Source organism: Streptomyces sp. GLSS-08, from assembly GCF_056387915.1.
In genome coordinates this window covers 31,138-51,778 of the sequence record NZ_JBWJAQ010000031.1, presented here as the reverse complement: position 1 = coordinate 51,778, position 20,641 = coordinate 31,138, and the positions used below count along the sequence as shown (strand labels likewise).

The 20,641-nt window shown below is 70.4% G+C and carries 16 protein-coding genes and 4 tRNA genes; 11 read left to right on the top strand and 9 right to left on the bottom strand.

Annotation, left to right across the window (positions count from 1 at the left end):
* Window positions 1-34: 34 nt before the first annotated feature.
* From purS to purM, 7 genes are all read left to right on the top strand, one after another.
* Window positions 35-286 (top strand): phosphoribosylformylglycinamidine synthase subunit PurS, encoded by a 252-nt coding sequence (gene purS, locus AC0ZLC_RS32495; protein WP_476755521.1) that lies wholly within the window; start codon window positions 35-37, stop codon window positions 284-286.
* Window positions 283-987, top strand: a complete 705-nt coding sequence (gene purQ / locus AC0ZLC_RS32490) for a phosphoribosylformylglycinamidine synthase subunit PurQ (RefSeq protein WP_476755520.1) — start codon at window positions 283-285, stop codon at window positions 985-987. Before purS ends, purQ begins: the two co-directional genes overlap by 4 nt.
* Window positions 984-3,266 (top strand): phosphoribosylformylglycinamidine synthase subunit PurL, encoded by a 2,283-nt coding sequence (gene purL, locus AC0ZLC_RS32485; protein WP_476755519.1) that lies wholly within the window; start codon window positions 984-986, stop codon window positions 3,264-3,266. The genes purQ and purL overlap by 4 nt, the downstream gene beginning before the upstream one ends.
* A 174-nt stretch (window positions 3,267-3,440) precedes the next feature.
* The gene (locus AC0ZLC_RS32480) at window positions 3,441-4,238 is read left to right on the top strand and encodes a maleylpyruvate isomerase family mycothiol-dependent enzyme (protein WP_476755518.1); all 798 of its coding nucleotides are present in this window, start codon (window positions 3,441-3,443) and stop codon (window positions 4,236-4,238) included.
* Window positions 4,124-4,522 carry an META domain-containing protein gene (locus tag AC0ZLC_RS32475; RefSeq protein WP_476755517.1) on the top strand — a complete coding sequence of 133 codons (399 nt, stop codon included), beginning with the start codon at window positions 4,124-4,126 and terminating at the stop codon, window positions 4,520-4,522. The genes AC0ZLC_RS32480 and AC0ZLC_RS32475 overlap by 115 nt, the downstream gene beginning before the upstream one ends.
* Window positions 4,523-4,584: 62 nt before the next feature.
* Window positions 4,585-6,111 (top strand): amidophosphoribosyltransferase, encoded by a 1,527-nt coding sequence (gene purF, locus AC0ZLC_RS32470; RefSeq protein ID WP_476755516.1) that lies wholly within the window; start codon window positions 4,585-4,587, stop codon window positions 6,109-6,111.
* Between the two features lie 45 nt (window positions 6,112-6,156).
* The gene (purM, locus tag AC0ZLC_RS32465) at window positions 6,157-7,224 is read left to right on the top strand and encodes a phosphoribosylformylglycinamidine cyclo-ligase (RefSeq protein WP_476755515.1); all 1,068 of its coding nucleotides are present in this window, start codon (window positions 6,157-6,159) and stop codon (window positions 7,222-7,224) included.
* Window positions 7,225-7,338: 114 nt separating this feature from the next.
* On the opposite strand, the gene AC0ZLC_RS32460 is transcribed toward purM, so the two are convergent.
* Together AC0ZLC_RS32460 and AC0ZLC_RS32455 are read right to left on the bottom strand one after the other, a co-directional pair.
* Complete coding sequence (locus tag AC0ZLC_RS32460) at window positions 7,339-7,593, bottom strand: DUF3073 domain-containing protein (RefSeq protein ID WP_358852611.1); 255 nt, start codon at window positions 7,591-7,593, stop codon at window positions 7,339-7,341.
* A 290-nt stretch (window positions 7,594-7,883) separates the two neighbouring features.
* The gene (locus AC0ZLC_RS32455) at window positions 7,884-8,966 is read right to left on the bottom strand and encodes a Leu/Phe/Val dehydrogenase (protein WP_476755514.1); all 1,083 of its coding nucleotides are present in this window, start codon (window positions 8,964-8,966) and stop codon (window positions 7,884-7,886) included.
* 245 nt (window positions 8,967-9,211) lie between these two features.
* Here AC0ZLC_RS32455 and AC0ZLC_RS32450 point away from each other — a divergent pair, with 245 nt between their 5' ends.
* Together AC0ZLC_RS32450 and bldC are read left to right on the top strand one after the other, a co-directional pair.
* Entirely contained in the window at window positions 9,212-10,063 is an 852-nt protein-coding gene (locus AC0ZLC_RS32450; RefSeq protein ID WP_476755513.1) for a DUF8083 family protein, read from the top strand.
* 549 nt (window positions 10,064-10,612) lie between these two features.
* A complete protein-coding gene (bldC, locus tag AC0ZLC_RS32445; RefSeq protein WP_003949541.1) occupies window positions 10,613-10,819 on the top strand; it encodes a developmental transcriptional regulator BldC in 207 nt (68 codons plus the stop codon).
* 472 nt (window positions 10,820-11,291) lie between these two features.
* Here bldC and AC0ZLC_RS32440 read toward each other — a convergent pair whose 3' ends face one another.
* The 3 genes from AC0ZLC_RS32440 to hrpA form a co-directional block, all read right to left on the bottom strand.
* Window positions 11,292-11,483 carry a DUF6274 family protein gene (locus AC0ZLC_RS32440; protein ID WP_476755512.1) on the bottom strand — a complete coding sequence of 64 codons (192 nt, stop codon included), beginning with the start codon at window positions 11,481-11,483 and terminating at the stop codon, window positions 11,292-11,294.
* A 162-nt stretch (window positions 11,484-11,645) separates the two neighbouring features.
* Window positions 11,646-11,720: transfer RNA gene (locus tag AC0ZLC_RS32435), tRNA-Asp, on the bottom strand.
* A 93-nt stretch (window positions 11,721-11,813) separates the two neighbouring features.
* Window positions 11,814-15,758 (bottom strand): ATP-dependent RNA helicase HrpA, encoded by a 3,945-nt coding sequence (hrpA, locus tag AC0ZLC_RS32430; RefSeq protein WP_476755511.1) that lies wholly within the window; start codon window positions 15,756-15,758, stop codon window positions 11,814-11,816.
* 141 nt (window positions 15,759-15,899) lie between these two features.
* Between hrpA and AC0ZLC_RS32425 the strand changes: the two genes are divergently transcribed.
* Window positions 15,900-16,961 (top strand): ABC-2 transporter permease, encoded by a 1,062-nt coding sequence (locus tag AC0ZLC_RS32425; RefSeq protein ID WP_476755526.1) that lies wholly within the window; start codon window positions 15,900-15,902, stop codon window positions 16,959-16,961.
* 97 nt (window positions 16,962-17,058) lie between these two features.
* On the opposite strand, the gene AC0ZLC_RS32420 is transcribed toward AC0ZLC_RS32425, so the two are convergent.
* From AC0ZLC_RS32420 to AC0ZLC_RS32405, 4 genes are all read right to left on the bottom strand, one after another.
* Window positions 17,059-17,135, bottom strand: a tRNA-Phe gene (locus tag AC0ZLC_RS32420).
* Window positions 17,136-17,159: 24 nt separating this feature from the next.
* A tRNA-Asp gene (locus AC0ZLC_RS32415) sits at window positions 17,160-17,234 on the bottom strand.
* 47 nt (window positions 17,235-17,281) lie between these two features.
* A tRNA-Glu gene (locus AC0ZLC_RS32410) sits at window positions 17,282-17,354 on the bottom strand.
* A 91-nt stretch (window positions 17,355-17,445) separates the two neighbouring features.
* A complete protein-coding gene (locus AC0ZLC_RS32405; protein WP_476755510.1) occupies window positions 17,446-19,029 on the bottom strand; it encodes a metallophosphoesterase family protein in 1,584 nt (527 codons plus the stop codon).
* A gap of 171 nt (window positions 19,030-19,200) precedes the next feature.
* Between AC0ZLC_RS32405 and AC0ZLC_RS32400 the strand changes: the two genes are divergently transcribed.
* Window positions 19,201-19,551, top strand: coding sequence for a metallopeptidase family protein (locus tag AC0ZLC_RS32400; RefSeq protein ID WP_358852618.1), 351 nt, complete (start codon window positions 19,201-19,203; stop codon window positions 19,549-19,551).
* The last annotated feature ends 1,090 nt before the right edge of the window (window positions 19,552-20,641 follow it).

Genomic DNA, 20,641 nt, shown 5'->3' with positions numbered 1-20,641 from the left:
GGGACCTGCTCAGCACCACACACCGGGAGTGCCAGTGGCACGCGTCGTAGTCGACGTCATGCTCAAGCCGGAGATCCTCGACCCCCAGGGCCAGGCGGTGCAGCGTGCACTGCCGCGCCTCGGTTTCGACGGTGTCTCCGACGTACGTCAGGGAAAGCGTTTCGAACTGGAAGTGGACGGACCGGTGGACGACGCCGCACTCGTCCGCATCCACGAACTGGCGGAATCCTTCCTCGCCAACACCGTGATCGAGGACTTCACCGTGAAGGTGGAGGAAGAGAAGTGACCGCTCGTATTGGAGTCGTCACCTTTCCCGGCAGCCTCGACGACCGGGACACACAGCGTGCGATCCGGCTCGCCGGTGCCGAGCCCGTCGCGCTCTGGCACAAGGACAAGGACCTCAAGCAGGTCGACGCCGTGGTGCTGTGCGGTGGTTTCTCCTACGGCGACTATCTGCGGGCCGGCGCCATCGCGCGCTTCTCACCGGTGATGGAGCCGCTGATCGAGCAGGCGAAGTCGGGAATGCCGGTCCTCGGCATCTGCAACGGCTTCCAGATCCTCACCGAGGCCCACCTGCTGCCCGGCGCGATGCTCGGCAACGACCACCTGCACTTCATCTGCCGCGACCAGAAGCTGCGGGTGGAGAACGCGGACACCTCCTGGACCACCGACTACGAGTCCGGCCAGGAGATCCACATCCCGCTGAAGAACATGGACGGGCGGTACGTCGCGGACGAGCGCACGCTCGACCAGCTGGAGGCCGAGGGCCGGGTCGCGTTCCGCTACGTGGCCCGCGACGGAGTCGCCGACGAGCACTACAACCCCAACGGTTCGCTGCGGGACATCGCCGGGATCACGAACGAGGCCGGGAACGTGGTCGGCCTCATGCCGCACCCCGAGCACGCCGTCGAGCCGCTCATCGGCAGCGGCCGCACCGACGGTCTCCCCTTCTTCACCTCGATCCTCAAGAAGCTGGTCACCGCATGAGCCGCACGCCTCTGGACACGGTCGAGCACGCGGCCACCACCCCTGACGTCGAGCTGCCCTGGGCCGAACTGGGCCTGAAGAAGGACGAGTACGAGCGGGTCGTCGAGATCCTCGGCCGCCGGCCCACCGGCGCCGAGCTCGCCATGTACTCCGTCATGTGGTCCGAGCACTGTTCGTACAAGTCCTCCAAGGTCCACCTGCGCCAGTTCGGCGAGAAGGCCCCGCAGTCCGACGCGCTGCTCGTCGGCATCGGCGAGAACGCCGGCGTCGTCGACGTCGGCCAGGGCTACGCGGTCACCTTCAAGGTCGAGTCGCACAACCACCCCTCGTACGTCGAGCCCTACCAGGGCGCGGCCACGGGCGTCGGCGGCATCGTCCGCGACATCATCGCGATGGGTGCCCGCCCGGTCGCCGTCGTGGACCCGCTGCGCTTCGGCGCGGCCGACCACCCCGACACCAGGCGCGTCCTGCCCGGCGTCGTCGCCGGCATCGGCGGCTACGGCAACTGCCTCGGCCTGCCGAACATCGGCGGCGAGGTCGTCTTCGACGCCTGCTACCAGGGCAACCCGCTGGTCAACGCCGGTGCCATCGGCGTCATGAAGCACGAGGACATCCACCTCGCGAAGGCGTCCGGCGCCGGCAACAAGGTCATCCTCTACGGGGCCCGCACCGGTGGCGACGGCATCGGCGGCGCCTCGATCCTGGCCTCGGAGACCTTCGACACGGATTCTGACAGTGCCGACGGCACGGGCAAGCCCTCGAAGCGTCCCGCCGTCCAGGTCGGCGACCCCTTCCAGGAGAAGCTCCTCATCGAGTGCACCCTGGAGGCCTTCGCCGAGAAGCTGGTCGTCGGCATCCAGGACCTGGGCGCGGCCGGCCTGTCGTGTGCGACCAGCGAGCTCGCCTCGAACGGCTCCGGCGGCATGCGCGTCACCCTCGACGACGTACCGCTGCGCGACTCCACGCTCTCGCCCGAGGAGATCCTCATGAGCGAGTCGCAGGAGCGCATGTGCGCGGTCGTGGAGCCGGAGAAGGTCGACCGGTTCCTGGAGATCTGCGACAAGTGGGACGTCATCGCGACCGTCATCGGTGAGGTGACCGACGGCGACCGCCTGGAGATCTACTGGCACGGCGGCAAGATCGTCGACGTCGACCCGCGCACGGTCGCGCACGACGGCCCGGTCTACGAGCGCCCGTACGCCCGTCCCGAGTGGCAGGACGCCCTCCAGGCCGACGACGCGAACAAGCTGCCCCGGCCGGCCACCTCCGACGAACTCAAGGACCAGGTCCTCGCGCTCGTCTCCTCCCCGAACCAGGCCTCCAAGTCCTGGATCACCTCCCAGTACGACCACTTCGTGCAGGGCAACACGGTGCTGGCGCAGCCCGAGGACTCGGGCATGATCCGCATCGACGAGGAGACCGGACTCGGCGTCGCCATCGCCACGGACGGCAACGGCCGCTTCGCCAAGCTCGACCCGTACACGGGCGCGCAGCTCGCGCTCGCCGAGGCGTACCGCAACGTCGCCACGACCGGTGCCAGGCCGCTGGCCGTCTCCGACTGCCTGAACTTCGGCTCGCCCGAGGACCCGGCCGTCATGTGGCAGTTCGCGGAGGCCGTCCGCGGGCTCGCCGACGGCTGCCTGCAGCTGGGCACTCCGGTGACCGGCGGCAACGTCTCGCTCTACAACCAGACCGGCGAGGCCGCCATCCACCCGACTCCGGTCGTGGCGGTGCTCGGTGTCATCGACGACGTCGCCCGCCGCACGCCGGCCGCCTTCCGGGAAGAGGGCCAGCTCCTCTACCTGCTCGGTGACACGCGTGAGGAGTTCGGCGGTTCGGCCTGGTCGCAGGTCGTCCACGACCACCTGGGCGGTCTGCCGCCGCGGGTCGACCTGGAGCGCGAGCGGCTGCTCGCCGAGATCCTCATCTCGGCGTCCCGCGACGGCATGATCGACTCCGCGCACGACCTGTCCGACGGCGGTCTGATCCAGGCCGTGGTCGAGTCGGCCCTGCTGGGCGGCAAGGGTGCCCGGCTGATCGTGCCGGACGGTCTCGACGCGTTCACGCTCCTGTTCTCGGAGTCGGCGGGCCGCGCGGTCGTCGCCGTTCCGCGCTCGGAAGAGCTCCGCTTCAACGACATGTGCGGTGCGCGGGGTCTGCCCGTCACCCGGATCGGTGTCGTCGACGGGGACACGGTCGAGGTCCAGGGCGAATTCGCTCTCTCCCTGGACGAGCTGCGCACGGCGCACGAGGGGACGATCCCCGCGCTGCTGGCGTAGGCCTCCTGTGCCGCCCGCGGCGGTACGCGTGCGAAGACCCCGTCCGGACCGTCCGGGCGGGGTCTTCGGCTGCCCGCGGGGAGTCCGGGCAGGCCCGCAGGAGTCCGGCCGGCCCCGGAGGACGCTGTGGAAGACCGCGGTCGGCGCGTCGGCCCGGGACTTAGGCTGAGGATCATGCCACCGGCCAGGAAACGCACCCGCACGTACGACTCCGCCAAGATCCGCGCCGCCGTGTCCGCGCAGTTCCACAACGTCCGGGAAGCCGTACGCGCCCTCGACGACGAGCAGTTGGCGCGGCCCTCGGGCCTCGGGGACTGGACCGTGCGCGACCTGGCCGCGCACCTCACCATGACGGTGGAGGCGGTCAGCCTCGCCCTGGACCGGGACGAGCCGGCCAAGGCGGAACTCTCCCTGACCGACATGCTGTTCGCGAGCGCCGGCTACGCGGAGGCCATCGCCGACGGCGTCCGGCAGCTCGCCGCCCGCACCCCGGACCTCGACGCGCTGTTCGCCCGTACCGAGGAACGCCTCACCGAGCGTCTGGCCGCGGCCCCCGGGAACCGCGTCATCGGCATGCGCGCGGGCGCCATGACCCTCGCCGACTTCCTGGTCACCCGGACCGTCGAACTCGTCGTGCACACCGACGACCTCAACCGCGCACTGCCCGGCCTCGACGTCCCCTGCGACCGTCAGGCCCTCGCCGCGTGCACCCGGCTGCTCGCCGACGCCCTCGCGGTGAAGGCCCCCGGCGCCTCGACGGAGGTCCGCGTCCCGCCGTACGCCGTCGTGCAGTGCGTGCAGGGACCGCGGCACACCCGCGGCACCCCGCCGAACGTCGTGGAGACCGACCCGCTGACGTGGGTCAGGCTCGCGACGGGCCGGATCACCTGGCGGGCCGCCCTCGACGAGGCCAGGGTCAGCGCGAGCGGGGAGCGGGCGGACCTGTCGGCACTGCTGCCGCTGATGAGCTGAGCCCGTCCCGGGGGAGGCTCCGTCTCACCCTCACCGACGAGCACGGCACGCCGGCCGGCAGGCTCGGATGCACCACCGGCGGCGCCGAGGCCACCGTCCGCGACGGACATATCACCCTCGGCGCCCCCACCGGCACCAAAATGATGTGCGACGGCTCACTCATGGACACCGCGGAGAGCCTCAGCGTGCTCTGCGACGGTCGGGTGAAGTACCGGCCGATCCGCCGCATCGTCACCCTGACCAGCGAAAACGGCGCAGCCGTGAAGCCCGTCGCGGGCAGGTGACTCATGCGGGGGCCGACGTCCCCAATTCGGACCAGTACTCGATCTCGCCTACACTCGGAGGCGTGCCACGTGGTGACGGTCGACTCAATCATGATCTGCTCCCCGGTGAGAAGGGCCCCCAGGACGCTTGCGGCGTCTTCGGTGTCTGGGCTCCGGGCGAAGAGGTCGCCAAGCTCACTTACTTCGGGCTCTACGCCCTCCAGCATCGAGGTCAGGAATCCGCGGGGATCGCGGTCAGCAACGGCTCCCAGATCCTCGTCTTCAAGGACATGGGCCTCGTGTCCCAGGTCTTCGACGAGACTTCACTCGGTTCGCTCCGGGGTCACATCGCGGTCGGTCACGCCCGCTACTCGACCACCGGAGCCTCCGTCTGGGAGAACGCCCAGCCGACGTTCCGTGCCACCGCGCACGGCTCGATCGCGCTCGGCCACAACGGCAACCTGGTCAACACGGCGCAGCTCGCCGAGATGGTCGCCGACCTGCCCGAGCAGGAGGGCCGGACCACCCGCGTCGCGGCCACCAACGACACCGACCTCCTCACGGCGCTCCTCGCGGCCCAGGTCGACGACGACGGCAAGCCGCTGACCATCGAAGAGGCATCCGCCAAGATCCTCCCGCAGGTCCGCGGCGCCTTCAGCCTCGTCTTCATGGACGAGCACACGCTGTACGCGGCCCGCGACCCGCAGGGCATCCGCCCGCTGGTCCTCGGCCGGCTGGAGCGCGGCTGGGTGGTCGCCTCCGAGTCCGCCGCCCTGGACATCTGCGGCGCCGCCTATGTCCGCGAGATCGAGCCGGGCGAGTTCGTCGCCATCGACGAGAACGGCCTGCGCACCTCGCGATTCGCTGAGGCAAAGCCCAAGGGCTGCGTCTTCGAGTACGTCTATCTGGCCCGTCCCGACACGGACATCGCCGGCCGGAACGTGTATCTCTCGCGGGTCGAGATGGGCCGGAAACTCGCCAAGGAAGCTCCCGTCGAAGCCGATCTGGTCATAGCGACCCCGGAGTCCGGGACACCCGCCGCGATCGGTTACGCGGAGGCCTCCGGCATCCCGTTCGGCGCGGGTCTCGTGAAGAACGCGTACGTCGGCCGGACCTTCATCCAGCCCTCGCAGACGATCCGCCAGCTCGGCATCCGTCTGAAGCTGAATCCGCTCAAGGAAGTCATCAAGGGCAAGCGCCTGGTCGTCGTGGACGACTCGATCGTGCGCGGCAACACCCAGCGCGCCCTGGTCCGCATGCTCCGTGAGGCGGGCGCCGCCGAGGTGCACATCCGGATCTCCTCGCCGCCGGTCAAGTGGCCCTGCTTCTTCGGCATCGACTTCGCCACCCGCGCGGAGCTGATCGCCAACGGCATGTCGATCGACGAGATCGGCACGTCCCTGGGCGCCGACTCCCTCTCGTACATCTCCCTCGACGGCATGATCGAGGCGACCACCATCGCCAAGCCGAACCTGTGCCGCGCCTGCTTCGACGGCGAGTACCCGATGGACCTGCCCGACCCGGAACTGCTGGGCAAGCAGCTTCTGGAGACCGAGCTCGCGGCGGGTCCCGCCGCGACGGCCGCGGCCGACGCGATCCGTCGCCCGTAAGACTCCGCAGCACTACAGCTGTACGACACGAAAGTTCTCACAGCCATGTCTGAGACCACAGGTGCCAGCTACGCAGCCGCGGGCGTCGACATCGAGGCGGGCGACCGCGCCGTCGAACTCATGAAGGAGTGGGTGAAGAAGACGCAGCGCCCCGAGGTCCTCGGCGGCCTCGGCGGTTTCGCCGGCCTCTTCGACGCCTCCGCCCTCAAGCGCTTCGAGCGCCCGCTGCTCGCCTCCGCCACGGACGGGGTCGGCACGAAGGTCGACCTCGCCCGGCAGCTCGGTGTGTACGACACCATCGGCCACGACCTGGTGGCGATGGTCATGGACGACATCGTGGTGTGCGGCGCCGAGCCGCTCTTCATGACCGACTACATCTGCGTCGGCAAGGTCCACCCCGAGCGGGTCGCCGCCATCGTGAAGGGCATCGCCGAGGGCTGTGTCCTCGCCGGCTGCGCCCTGGTGGGCGGCGAGACGGCCGAGCACCCGGGTCTGCTCGGCCCGGACGACTTCGACGTCGCCGGCGCGGGCACGGGCGTGGTCGAGGCCGACCGACTGCTCGGCGCGGACCGCATCCGCGAGGGCGACGCGGTGATCGCCATGGCGTCCTCCGGCCTTCACTCGAACGGGTACTCACTGGTCCGGCACGTGCTCTTCGACCGGGGGAACCTGAGCCTCGACCAGCGGATCGAGGAGTTCGGCCGGACGCTCGGCGAAGAGCTGCTGGAGCCCACCAGGATCTACTCGCTGGACTGCCTGGCCCTCACCCGCACCACCGAGGTGCACGCCTTCTCCCACGTCACGGGCGGCGGACTCGCGGCCAACCTGGCGCGGGTCGTGCCCGACGGCCTGCACGCGATCGTGGACCGCGAGACCTGGACCCCGGCCCCGGTCTTCGACCTGGTCGGCAGGACGGGTCAGGTGGAGCGGCTCGAGCTGGAGAAGACGCTGAACATGGGCGTCGGCATGATCGCAGTCGTCCCCGGAGAGTCGGCGGACGTCGCGCTCGCCACCCTCGCGGACCGGGGTGTGGACGCCTGGATCGCCGGCGAGATCACCGAACGCGGCGAGCACCCGACGGGTGCGGCGCTCGTGGGTGACTACGCGAGCTGAGACAGGCCGGGACAGCACTCAACCCGGTCCGGCGCTGATGCCCCGGACCGGGTTGAGATGCAGTGCTACGAGTTCCTACGAATGCCCCGGAACCTGCTGAGACCGCTGCAAGCGCTAGGCGCCACGACGGTGCGACTGGGGTCCGGACTGGTCGTCCTCGTCCTCGTCGTCGTCGTTGTAGAGATCCGCGTACTGGGCGTACGGGTCGTCTTCCTCGTCCTCGTCCTCGAACGGCTCGCCGTTAGGCGGCTGGCTCGAAGTCGAAGCGCCCAGCTCATTGGCCAGACGCGACAGGTCGGTCCCGCCGCTGTTGTACTTCAGCTGGCGGGCGACCTTCGTCTGCTTGGCCTTGGCCCGGCCGCGCCCCATGGCTCGACCCCCTCGGTGACGGGGCTCGACGGCCCCAGAGTCTTGACACGCGTTCATGTTCTGGAACGGGCTCTCCGTGGAGAGACCGGTCCGTAGGGCTTCCACGGTACCTGAGCCCGCGGCCATACGGTACGTCGCCCGCAGGACGCGCCTTCGCCCAGAACCCGCGGGGTGCCCTTTCCCCGCTGGTCAACGGCGATTTTAACCTCTTCTCGGCGCACGACCCGCCGACGGACGTGAGAGTTCTCTCGAAGAACGCGTCGGCGGGTCCCTGACAAGCGGGTCCGCGGTCAGCGGCCGCGTGCCTCGGCGATGCGCTGCTCGGCGATCCGGTCGGCCGCCGCGGCCGGCGGAATGCCGTCCGTCTTCGCACGTGCGAATATCCCGAGCGTGGTGTCGAAGATCTTCGTCGCCTTCGCCTTGCACCGGTCGAAGTCGAAGCCGTGGAGCTCGTCGGCCACCTGGATGACCCCGCCGGCGTTCACCACGTAGTCGGGGGCGTAGAGGATCCCGCGGTCCGCGAGGTCCTTCTCCACTCCCGGGTGCGCGAGCTGGTTGTTGGCGGCGCCGCAGACCACCCGCGCGGTGAGCGCCGGCACGGACTCGTCGTTCAGTGCTCCGCCCAGCGCGCACGGGGCGTAGACGTCGAGCCCCTCGACGCGGATCAGCGCCTCGGTGTCCGCGACGGCCCGCACGGACGGGTGCCGCTCGACGATCCGGCGCACCGCGTCCTCGCGCACGTCCGTGATCACGACCTGCGCCCCGTCGTCGAGCAGGTGCTCCACCAGGTAGTGGCCGACCTTGCCGACGCCGGCGACGCCGACCGTGCGCCCGCGCAGCGTCGGGTCGCCCCACAGGTGCTGGGCGCTGGCACGCATGCCCTGGAAGACACCGAACGCCGTGAGCACGGAGGAGTCGCCCGCGCCGCCGTTCTCCGGGGAGCGCCCGGTGGTCCAGCGGCACTCGCGCGCCACGACGTCCATGTCGGCGACGTACGTGCCGACGTCGCACGCGGTGACGTACCGGCCGCCGAGGGAGGCGACGAAACGGCCGTACGCGAGGAGCAGGTCCTCCGTCTTGATCCGCTCGGGGTCACCGATGATGACGGCCTTGCCGCCGCCGTGGTCGAGACCGGCCATGGCGTTCTTGTACGACATCCCGCGCGAGAGGTTCAGGGCGTCGGCGACGGCCTCCGCCTCGCTCGCGTAGGGGTAGAAGCGCGTACCGCCCAGGGCGGGGCCCAGGGCGGTCGAGTGGATGGCGATGACGGCCTTGAGGCCACTGGCCCGGTCCTGACAGAGCACGACTTGCTCGTGACCCCCCTGATCCGACTGGAACAGGGTGTGCAGGACGCCGTTGGTTACGTCGGTCACGGTGGTGACTCCCAGCTACGAAGCGGCGGTTGGAGGCGGTGCCCGTGCGGGTGGCGGGCTCCCGCTGGCACGAGGTTAGAGCCTGCGCCCGGCCGTCATCCGCGCAGTGTTCAGGATCACCCTCTCCCGGAGTACGTTCCCTCACGGCCGTGGGACGATTTGAGTGTTTTCCGGGTCGCTCGCGCGCGGGTCGAGCGGCTTTCGCGCCCGGGTTTCGCGTCCGGTCCGTTGGGGAGGGAGCAGGCGTGCCCAAGGTGTCCTCGGTGATCGTCCCGTACACGTCCTATCTGCGGGTGTACGAACCCCTGGCCGCCTTCCCCGAGCCGGAGCGCGGCCACTGGGCCCGCTACGCCCGCCGCCCCGAGCATCCGTCCTACCAGGACGAACTGCGCCGCTCCCTGACCGACTTGCTGCCCGTCCCGCCCGTCCCCGTGCCCGTGCACGAGAGCGGCGACGCGTTCGTGGCGGAGGTCGACGGCGTGCTCTGCGTCTGCCCCTGGCGCACGCGGCTGCGCGGCTGGCAGGCCCTGGGCGACCTGGCCGAGGAGTTTCCGGCCCCGGTCCTGGACGCGCTCCTGCCCCCGCTCGTACGCCGTCAGGCCGCGCAGGACTACGAGCGCTGGCTCGCCCGCAACCCCGACGCCCGCCCGTGGATCCGCACCTCGACCTGGCAGGTGCCGCTGAACTGGTTCGTGCTGGTCTCCGACGAGGAGCGGGAGTACGGGAAGGGGCCGGGGGAGCCGGGGCGGGACGCGCCGCTGCTGCGCTACCGGACGCCGATGGTGCAGGCGCGGCGGCGGGTGGCGCGGGCGCTGCGGACCCTGAAGGACACCATCGACGAGGGGCCGCTGACCGACGGCCTGCTGGACGTCGGCCGCTGGCTGGAGGAGTTCCACCCCCGTTCGCTCGTCGAGCTGGACTACGGGGGTCTCGTGCACGTCCTGCCGGCCGGGGAGCTGGAGGGGGACCACTCGGCGGCGGACGTCGCCGAGGGCATCGAGGCGCTGCGGGCCGGGGACGGGGTGACCGCGGGCGAGGCGTACGGCCGGCTGGTGGAGCGCTGGCGCGCGGTCCGGGACCGGCGCTCGGCGAACTGAGGGGCTGACAGAAGCCCGCCGCCGTGGTGGACTGACCACCCTTGGCCAAGGGTTCACTACAGACCCCCGCTTCCCGGCTGACGTAGCGGAGTCCTTTCGGCACGGGGACGTAGGTCCTGATCCGGGCTTTTGTCGCAAGCGTGACGGACGGCACTTACTTGCCCCTTGCGCCGCTTGCCCCTCCTCATGCCAAAATAGGACAAGGAGTCCGGGGAGGACTCCGTCCGTCCGTCTTTGGGGTGGAATCTCGGTATTGCTCGCTATGGGGGGTCTCGTGACTCCTGATCGCCCCTGTGACTGATCGTCACAGGGGCGTGACTGTCCGCTATGGCATGGTCCATCGGCTTCCGTCGCTGATGAACACCTGGGAGGGCAATTCCATCGGTTTGGCCGACGCGGCTGGACAGATGGTGTAGTTGTAGTGCCGAGGACAAGCCGTTCGTCCTATAACCGACTCGACTCGCGTCCGCCATTTCGGGCAACGCGGGTCAAGGTGCAGAATTTAGAGGAAAGAACCGAGAAGGTTCGGTTCTCCCGAGGAGGCCGCTCATGACCGCTCGCACCCCTGATGCCGAGCCGCTGCTGACCCCCGCTGAGGTCGCCACCATGTTCCGTGTCGACCCTAAGACGGTCACGCGGTGGGCAAAGGCCGGCAAGCTCACGTCGATCCGCACGCTCGGCGGGCATCGCCGCTACCGCGAGGCGGAGGTCCGCGCATTGCTCGCGGGCATCCCCCAGCAGCGCAGCGAAGCCTGAACAACTGCATAACCGGGCATTTCGGCAAGTCCCCCAACCTGTCGGACGCCCGACCACAGCTCCAAGCGACGCGGGTTCCGCCCCAACGGAGCCCACGCCCAAGCTGAACAAGCATGCGACAAGGGTGTGTCGTGGATCGCGCTGGACTCCGCCGGGTCCAGCGCGATCCCTTTTTTCATGCCCTGATTGATCCCGGGATGGGCTCGGGATGTGCCCGCTTCCGACCGGGATGTGCGGGGAACGGCCCGACTGTGCGCGGCCTTGTCGAAGTCTGGGGAGGGCTGTCGGATCTCCTGTGGGGCACCTGCGGAGAGAGTGCAATTGCACATATAAAATTGACTGGTTGTAGGTGGGGTGTAAGTACCGTTGTTCCGAAAACTTATGCGGTGACACCCGTCACACGCCGGGGTCCTTGTTGCCGCTGTGGGGTCTGCGCTAAGGGAAGAGGGCGCCGAAGGAGTGCCCGCCCGGCTCAGGTCCTGGAGGGGGTCTCGTCCTCGGCGGCCGCGTCGGGGCTCTCCTCGCCGTCCGGGGCGGGTTCCATGGCCAGGCGCAGGAGTTGACGGCAGATCGGACAGTGCCGCGTCAGGTGGCGGTACTGGCTCGCGGCGGCCAGATGGGCCCGCAGCAGGGCCCGCGTCTCGTGTCTGGCGGTCGCTGCCATACGCCACCTCCGAGAGGTCGAGGGCCCTGGTCTCTGGGTACCGGCGGAACGAGGCGGCGTCAAGATGCCGTCGCACGGCCGGGATTGCCGGAAGGGCCCCCGGGCGGGGACGGGAACACGCACGAGAGCCCGGGTCCGAAGACCCGGGCTCTCGATGTCATGCGGTCCTGACGGGATTTGAACCCGCGGCCTCCACCTTGACAGGGTGGCGAGCACTCCAAACTGCTCCACAGGACCAGGTTTCGCAGTCACTTTCCTGCGCTGTGCTGCGAGAAGGACTCTACAGGAGGGTGAGCCCGCCGGTCGAACTCACCCACCGTACGGGGACGATTACGGGACCGCGGCGTCGATCGCCTTCACGATCCGCTTGTCGGAGACGGGGTACGCCGTGCCCAGCGCGTGGGCGAAGTAGCTGACCCGCAGCTCCTCCAGCATCCAGCGGATGTCCCGCACCTGCTGGGGCACCGGCCGGCCCTGGGGCATCTGCTCCAGCAGCCACGCGTACTCGTCCCGCATCTCGTGGACCTTCTCCATGCGGCTGGTGTCCCGCTGGACGTTCGTCGGCATCTGCTGGAGGCGCCGGTCGGCCGCCACCAGATAGCGCATCAGATCCGGGAGGCGGCGCAGTCCCGTGGCCGTCACGAAACCGGGCTTCACGAGGGCGTCCAGCTGCGTCCGTACGTCCGTCAGGTTCGCGAGCAGCGCCGCGCTCCTGGTGGCCTTCAGACGGCGCTCACAGGCCTGCCAGGCGGCGAGGACCTGCTGCACCTGCCCGACCGTGCGGACCGTCGTGTCGACGATCTCGGCGCGCACCCGGTCGTACAGCTTCCGGTAGGACTCCTCGTCCCACGCCGGGCCGCCGAAGTCACCGATCAGCTTGTCCGCCGCGGCCATCGCGCAGTCGTCGAAGAGGGCCTGGACGGTGCCGTGGGGATTGGCGGAGAGCGCGAGCTTCTGGGCGTTCGTCAGCTTGTCCGAGGCGAACTTGGCCGGGTTCACCGGGATGTTGCGCAGGATCAGGCGCCGGGTGCCCTTCCACATCGCCTCCTGCTGCTCCGCCTCGGTGTCGAAGAGGCGTACGGAGACGGTGTCCCCGTCGTCGACGAGCGCGGGGTAGGCCTTGACCGGCTGGCCCGCGCGCCGGGTCTCGAAGACCCGGGTGAGCGAGCCGATCGTCCAGTCCGTGAGGCCCGTGCGCTCCAGGGACTCCCCTCCCGTGCGCTCGGCGGTCGCCGCGGCGGCCTGCGAGATCGCCTGGCGCGCCTTGGGCTTCAGCCGGAGCTGCAGCGCCTGGAGGTCCTTGTCCTCGGCGAGCTTGCGGCGCCGTTCGTCGACGATCCGGAAGGTGACCTTCAGATGGTCGGGGACCCGGGACCAGTCGAAGTCGTCGGCGGTGAGCGGGACCCCGACCATGCGTTTCAGCTCGCGGGCCAGCGTCGTCGCCAGCGGCTCCTGGAGGGGCACCGCCTGCTTGAGGAACTTCTGGGCGAAGTCGGGTGCCGGGACGTAGTTCCGGCGGATCGGCTTCGGCAGGGACCGGATCAGCTCGGTCACGACCTGCTCCCGCAGCCCCGGGATCTGCCATTCGAAGCCCTCGTCCGTCACCTGGTTGAGGACCTGGAGGGGGATGTGGACGGTCACGCCGTCCGCGTCGGCGCCCGGCTCGAACTGGTAGGTGACGCGGAACTTGAGCCGTCCCTGGTGCCACGAGTCCGGGTAGTCGTCCTTGCTGACGTCGCCGGCGCGTTCGTTGATGAGCATGGAGCGCTCGAAGTCGAGGAGTTCGGGCTCCTCGTGCCGCTTGTGCTTCCACCAGGAGTCGAAGTGCGCGCCCGACACGACGTGTTCGGGGACCCGCTGGTCGTAGAAGTCGAAGAGGGTCTCGTCGTCGACCAGGATGTCCCGGCGCCGCGCGCGGTGCTCTAGCTCCTCGACCTCGGTCAGCAGCTTGCGGTTGTCGGCGAAGAACTTGTGGTGCGTGCGCCAGTCGCCCTCGACGAGGGCGTTGCGGATGAACAGTTCGCGGGAGGCCTCCGGATCGATCCGGCCGTAGTTCACCTTGCGCTGGGCGACGATCGGGACGCCGTACAGCGTCACCTTCTCGTACGCCATCACCGCGGCCTGGTCCTTCTCCCAGTGCGGCTCGCTGTACGTGCGCTTGAGCAGGTGTCCGGCCAGCGGCTCGACCCACTCCGGCTCGATTCTCGCGTTGACGCGCGCCCACAGCCGGGACGTCTCGACGAGCTCGGCGGACATCACGAACCGCGGGGGCTTCTTGAAGAGCGCCGAGCCCGGGAAGAGCGCGAACTTGGCGCTGCGGGCGCCCAGATACTCGTTCTTCGCGCCCTCCTTGACGTCCTTCATGCCGACGTGCGAGAGCAGGCCGGCGAGGAGGGAGACGTGGACGCTCTGGTCGGCCGCGTCGTCCTCGTTCAGCTGGATGCCCATCTGCTTGGCGACCGTGCGCAGCTGGCTGTAGATGTCCTGCCACTCGCGGATGCGCAGGAAGTTCAGGTACTCCTGCTTGCACATGCGGCGGAACGAGGACGAGCCCCGCTCCTTCTGCTGCTCGCGCACGTACCGCCACAGGTTGAGGAAGGCGAGGAAGTCGCTCGTCTCGTCCCTGAAGCGGGCGTGGCTCTGGTCGGCCTGGGTCTGCTTGTCCGCGGGACGCTCGCGCGGGTCCTGGATGGAGAGTGCGGCGGCGATCACCATGACCTCGCGCACGCAGCCGTTCCTGTCGGCCTCCAGGACCATCCGGGCCAGGCGCGGGTCCACGGGCAGCTGCGCGAGCTTGCGGCCGGTCTCCGTGAGCCGCTTGCGCGGGTCCTTCTGCACCGGGTCGAGGGCGCCCAGCTCTTGCAGGAGCTGCACGCCGTCGCGGATGTTGCGGTGGTCCGGCGGGTCGATGAAGGGGAACTTCTCGATGTCACCGAGGCCGGCGGCGGTCATCTGGAGGATGACGGAGGCGAGGTTCGTCCGCAGGATCTCCGCGTCCGTGAACTCCGGGCGGGCGAGGAAGTCCTCCTCGCTGTACAGCCGGATGCAGATGCCGTCGGACGTACGGCCGCAGCGGCCCTTGCGCTGGTTGGCGCTGGCCTGCGACACCGGCTCGATGGGCAGCCGCTGCACCTTCGTGCGGTGGCTGTAGCGGGAGATGCGGGCGGTGCCCGGGTCGATGACGTACTTGATGCCCGGGACGGTGAGGGAGGTCTCGGCGACGTTGGTCGCCAGAACGATCCTGCGCCCCGTGTGCTGCTGGAAGACGCGGTGCTGCTCGGCGTGCGAGAGGCGCGCGTAGAGGGGGAGGACCTCGGTGAACCGGTAGTTCTTCTTGGTGAGCGCGTCGGCGGTGTCCCGGATCTCCCGCTCCCCGGACAGGAAGACGAGGATGTCCCCCTTGCCCTCCGCCATCAGCTCCTCGACGGCGTCGGTGATCGCGGTGATCTGGTCGCGGTCGGCGTCGTCCGAGTCCTCCTCCAGGAGCGGGCGGTAGCGGACCTCGACGGGGTACGTGCGACCGCTGACCTCGACGATCGGGGCGTCGCCGAAGTGCCGGGAGAAGCGCTGCGGGTCGATGGTCGCGGAGGTGATGACGACCTTGAGGTCCGGCCGCCTGGGCAGCAGCTGGGCCAGGTAGCCGAGCAGGAAGTCGATGTTCAGCGACCGCTCGTGGGCCTCGTCGATGATGATCGTGTCGTACGCGCGCAGTTCGCGGTCCGTCTGGATCTCGGCGAGCAGGATGCCGTCGGTCATGAGCTTGACGAAGGTCCCGTCCGGGTTCACCTGGTCGGTGAACCGGACCTTCCAGCCGACGGCCTCGCCGAGGGGCGTGTCCAGCTCGTCGGCGACGCGCTCGGCGACGGTGCGGGCGGCAATCCGGCGGGGCTGCGTGTGCCCGATCATGCCGCGGACGCCGCGGCCCAGCTCCAGGCAGATCTTGGGGATCTGCGTGGTCTTGCCCGAGCCGGTCTCGCCCGCGACGATCACGACCTGGTGGTCCCGGATGGCCTCCGCGATCGCGTCCTTCTTCTGGCTGACCGGGAGCTGCTCGGGATAGCTGACGGCCGGGACGCGTGCACGGCGCGCGGCCATGCGGGTCTCGGCCCGGGTGACCTCCGTGTCGATCTCGGTGAGCACGGCGGACCGGGCCTCTGGCTTGCGGATCTTGCGCGCGCCTTCGAGCCTGCGCCCGAGCCGGTGCGCGTCGCGCAGGGACAGCTCGGCCAGGCGGGCGGCGAGATCGCCGAGAACGGGGGCAGGGTGCGTAGACATACGCGGTCCAGGATCTCACCTCGGCGAAATGAGTGGCGAACCCTTTTGCGGGGCGGCCCGCCGGGGCAGGGAGGACGGATGAATATTCCCTTCCATTGAGAAATATCCCTTACGCGGCTTTAGCGTGTCCGTATGTCCGAGATGCCGCACGGTGCCCACGGCAGGCCCGCCACCCGGGGCGAACGGTGGGCGTCCTTCAGGGAGTCCCCCTTCCTGCCCGCGTCCGTGCTGGTCCTGATCCTCGCCGCGGCGGCGGGTCTCTTCGCGGGCTCGTACACCTACTCCATGGCGAACCCGACGCCGCGCCATGTGCCGACCGCGGTGGTGGGCGCGTACGAGGAGGGGCGGGGCAAGGCGTTCGTCGACGGGATGGAGAAGGCGCTCGACGCGTCCCTGGCGATCCGCGCGTACGACAGCCGGGCGGCGGCCGTCGAAGCAGTGGACGACCAGGAGGTCTTCGCGATCCTCGAGGTGCGGGAGGCGGGCCGCGCGGCCACGCTCGACGTCTCGGGGGCGTCCGGGGCCTCGGTCGCGGAGATCATCGCGCGGGCCGCTCCCGCGGTCGGCAGGGAGACGGGGGTCGCGGTCACCGTCGAGGACATCAAGCCCACCCAGCAGGGCGACCCCCGGGGCCTCGCGATCTTCTACGTCTCCCTGGCGGCCGTGATCATCGGATTCGTCGGGGCGATCCAGCTCAGCGTGCACGCGCGGGCCCTGAACCCGCTGGAACGCATCGCGTTCACGGCCGCGTACGCCCTGCTCGGCGGGTTCGTGATCGCGGCGGTGGTGGACTGGGTGCTGGGCGCGCTCGATCTGCCGTTCGCCGAGTCCTGGCTGATCCTGGCGCTGACGATGTTCGCCTCCGGCATGGTCTTCACGATGTTCAACACGCTCTTCGGGCGCTGGGCGATGCTGCCCACGTGGGGCCTGATGGTCCTGCTGGGCAACCCGTCCTCGGGCGGCGCGGTGTCCTGGCCGCTGCTGCCGTCCGTGCTCGGCACCGTCGGCCGCTGGCTGCCCCCGGGAGCCTCGGTGAACGCCCAGCACACGGCCGTGTACTTCGCCGGCCACCAGCACCTGTTCCCGTTCCTGGTGCTCGCCGGGTGGGCCCTGGTCTCCTGCGCGGTGTTCTGGACCTGGCGGCACCGGCATCCGGGGGGCCGCGAGGGGGGACCGGCGCACGCGGCCACAGCCGGTGCCTGACCTCGCCGGTGCCGCTGGTGCCTGGCACGCACGGCGGGCACGGTGGGCACGGCGGGCGTACGACGAAGGCCCCGTCCTGGCGGACGGGGCCTTCGGGTGGTGGCTGGGGCCGGGGTCGAACCGGCGACCTATCGCTTTTCAGGCGATCGCTCGTACCAACTGAGCTACCCAGCCACGAGATTCCTCGCGGAATCTCAGCGGTCCTGACGGGATTTGAACCCGCGGCCTCCACCTTGACAGGGTGGCGAGCACTCCAAACTGCTCCACAGGACCCAGCTGTTGTGTGCGACTGCGTGAACAGTCTTGCACACGGTCTTACGTGCCCCCAACGGGATTCGAACCCGTGCTACCGCCTTGAAAGGGCGGCGTCCTAGGCCGCTAGACGATGAGGGCTATCGGCCCGCCTGGGCGCTTCTCAGCGCGTCGGGGACGTGAGAAGCATATGGGATGGCGGTAGGTATCGCCAAAACGGTTTCGCGCGGGCTCAGGGGGCGGACTCCGCGGGGCCCGGGGACCGGGCCCCGCCCGGCCGGTTCTCCTCCGGGAGATGGCGGCTGACCTCCGCCGTCGTCAGGCCGAGACCGCCCAGCGCGATCTCGTCCCAGGCCTGGAGGTGACGCGTGTCGCGGTCCAGGTAGAGGACCGAGGCCTCGATCGGGTCCGGGTCCCTGCCCTCCACCGCCCGCAGGCCGCTGCCGCCGGTGGAGCCCTCGATGCGGAGCCGGGTGCCGTACTTCATGACCTCCATCTCCTCGTGGTGGACGTGCCCCGCCAGCACGAGCGGCACGTCGCCGTCCGTCTGCCGGGCCGCCTCCGGGTTGTGGGCGACGGCCACGTCGACCGGGGTGCCCGCCCGCTTCTGGTCCACCAGGGCCGAGGCCAGGCGCAGGCCCGCCATCCGTTCCGCCGCCTCGCCCGCCGCCCGCGCCGAGCGGTCGGGGGTGAACTGCGGGTCGCCGATGCCGGCGAAGCGCACGCCGGCCACCGAGGCCGCCTCCCCCTCGTCCAGGACCCGCACGTCCTTCATGCGCTTCAGGTAGCGCTGGGTGTCGGCGGAGTCGTGGTTGCCGCGCACCCAGACGTACGGGGCGCCGAGGTCCGGGATCGGGTCCAGGAAGCCGTTCTCGGCCGCCGAGCCGTGGTCCATGGTGTCGCCGGAGTCGACGATCACATCGATGTCGTACTGCTTCACCAGCGACGCGATGATCTTCCAGCTCGCCGGGTTCAGGTGGATGTCGGAGACGTGCAGGATCCGGATCGTCGCGGGGTCCGGTTCGTACGCGGGAAGCGTGGACGTGACGTCGTACAGCTTCGTCACGTTCGTCACCAGGCGCGCCAACTCCTTCTGGTAGACGTCGAATTCGGTGACGATGCTGCGGGCGTCGCCGACGACGGAGGGCGCGGAGGAGAGCAGCCCGGAGAACTTCGGCTCCAGCACCGACTTGGGGTTCCAGGTGGCGTAGGCGGTCGCACCGGAGGCCGCCAGTAGGGCGAGTGCCAGGCCGCCGGCCGCGAGGGCCCTGCGGGGGCGGCGGTAGACCGCGAGCCCCAGGGCCGTGGCGCCGGAGACCACGGCGATGCAGGAACGGACGGCCAGGTCGAGCGTGCCGTGCTCGACGTCCCGCGCGACCTCGTCCTGGAGGCCGGAGATCCGCTCGGGGTGGTCCACCAGGGCCTGGGAGCGGACGGGGTCGAGCTGGTCCACGTCCACGTCCAGGCGGATCGGGGCCTGGTGGCTGCGCAGCTCCAGGGCACCGAGCGGCGAGATGTTGATCTTCGTGCCGCCGGTCAGGGATGGGCGCAGCGTCATCGTGGTGTCCATCGGGCCGACCGGGACGCGGACGTTGCCGACGATCAGCAGGCCCAGCCAGGCGCCCATCAGGACGACGGCCACCAGGCCCAGGGCGCGGGCGTAGGGATGGGGCTGCTGGACCAGTTCGACCGTCGGGTGGCCGCGGCGGGCGCGGTAGTGCCGGAGGAGGGCGTGCGGTGCCCTTCGGGTGAGGGCGCGGAAGCGGTGGCGGGGGTGGCGGTGGGGGTGGGGCGGGGTCGTGGCGGCGCTGGCCATTGGGGCCGTATGCCCGCGGGTGGGGGCGGATATGCGGGGGTGGGGCTTTCGGGGCGTGTCGGGGTGTCTGGGGGGCTTGGGGTGTCCGGGGCCGCGGGGGCGGGGGCCGGGTGGTGCGGTGGGCTTTCGTGCCGACCTTCCGGTGGCGGGCTCGTGCCTGACAATGGCCGTGTGCTGGAGATGACGCGCGAGGAGTTCGAGGAACTGGTGGCCGACGCGCTGGACCGGATTCCGCCGGAGCTGACGCGGCTGATGGACAACGTGGCGGTGTTCGTCGAGGACGAACCGCCCGCCGACGATCCCGAGCTGCTCGGGCTGTACGAGGGCACGCCGCTGACGGATCGCGGGGAGTGGTACGCGGGGGTGCTGCCGGACCGGATCACGGTCTACCGGGGGCCGACGCTGCGGATGTGCGACTCGCGTGAGGACGTCGTCGCGGAGGTCGAGGTGACCGTCGTCCACGAGATCGCCCACCACTTCGGGATCGACGACGCGCGGTTGCATGCGCTGGGGTACGGGTGACCTGGGGTGACGCGGTCCGACCTGGCCTGGTCTCGTTGCGTCTGGCCTGACCTCTCCTGACCGGACCTGAGATCCGATGCGCCCTGACGTGTCCTGTCCTGAGCGGGGCGGTGGGCGCGGTCGGGGTGCGGGTGGGTGGCCGGATGGTCCGGGTCGGCCGTGGGGCGCGTGTCCTTGTGCGTGCGACGGGAGTTGGGCAGGCGGACTCCCGACCCGCCCTCGGAGGTGGCTGCCCGTGCGCGCCTTGTACGTACCTGTCCGTCTGGCCGCCACGGTCGTCGCCGTCGCCGCGGCTGCCGGTTGCATGAGCGTGGGCGACGACGGGGCCGGGCCCGGGCCCTCGCACTCCTCGGGGCAGCGGGACGGAGCGTCCGACGGGGGGTCGGCCGGGTCCGGGGGTGCGGCGGGGTTCCGCCGGGGACCGGGCGGGCGGGCCGGGTCGGCGGGGGGCGGGGACTCCGCGTCGGGGTCGGCGTCCGCGTCCGCCTCGGGGGGCCGGTCCGCGAAGCCCTCGGGTGAGGTCACGTCGAAGGACGGCAAGGAGGGGGGCGGCAGGGGCGGGAGCGGGGGCGGCGGCGGGGGGCAGCCGGGGGAGCCGGGGGAGCCGGGGCCGACCAAGGGGGAGCCGAGTCCTACCCGTACGGGGGAACCGACCCCTACGGAGTCGGCGCAACCGTCCGCCGATCCGAGCGCGGAGCCTTCGTCGTCGGCGCACGAGCAGAGCACGCAGCTGGTGGAGCGGGAGCCGGCGCCTCGGGCGGGGGTTCCCTTCTCTGGCCGGGTGGCTTGAGGTGGGCGCCGGGCGCCTTGGTGCGGGCGCCGGGCGCCTTGGCTCCAGGGGTGGGTCGGGGCCGCGCCGGTACATCCGCCCGTTGCATGTCGGGCGGCAGGCCGCGTTGCATGGGGTCCCGGGGTTGCCTGCCCGACCTGCAACGGGCGGATGTACCGGCACGGCCCCTTTGTGGGAGGGCGGGTGCAGGCCGTACCTATTCGGTACGGGCAGGTGCGAGTCGCTCCTGCTGAGGGGCGGGCGTGCCGCTTGGTCGTAGTCCGCCGCGGTCGTGGGGGCCCGCAGGCCGGGTGACGTTGC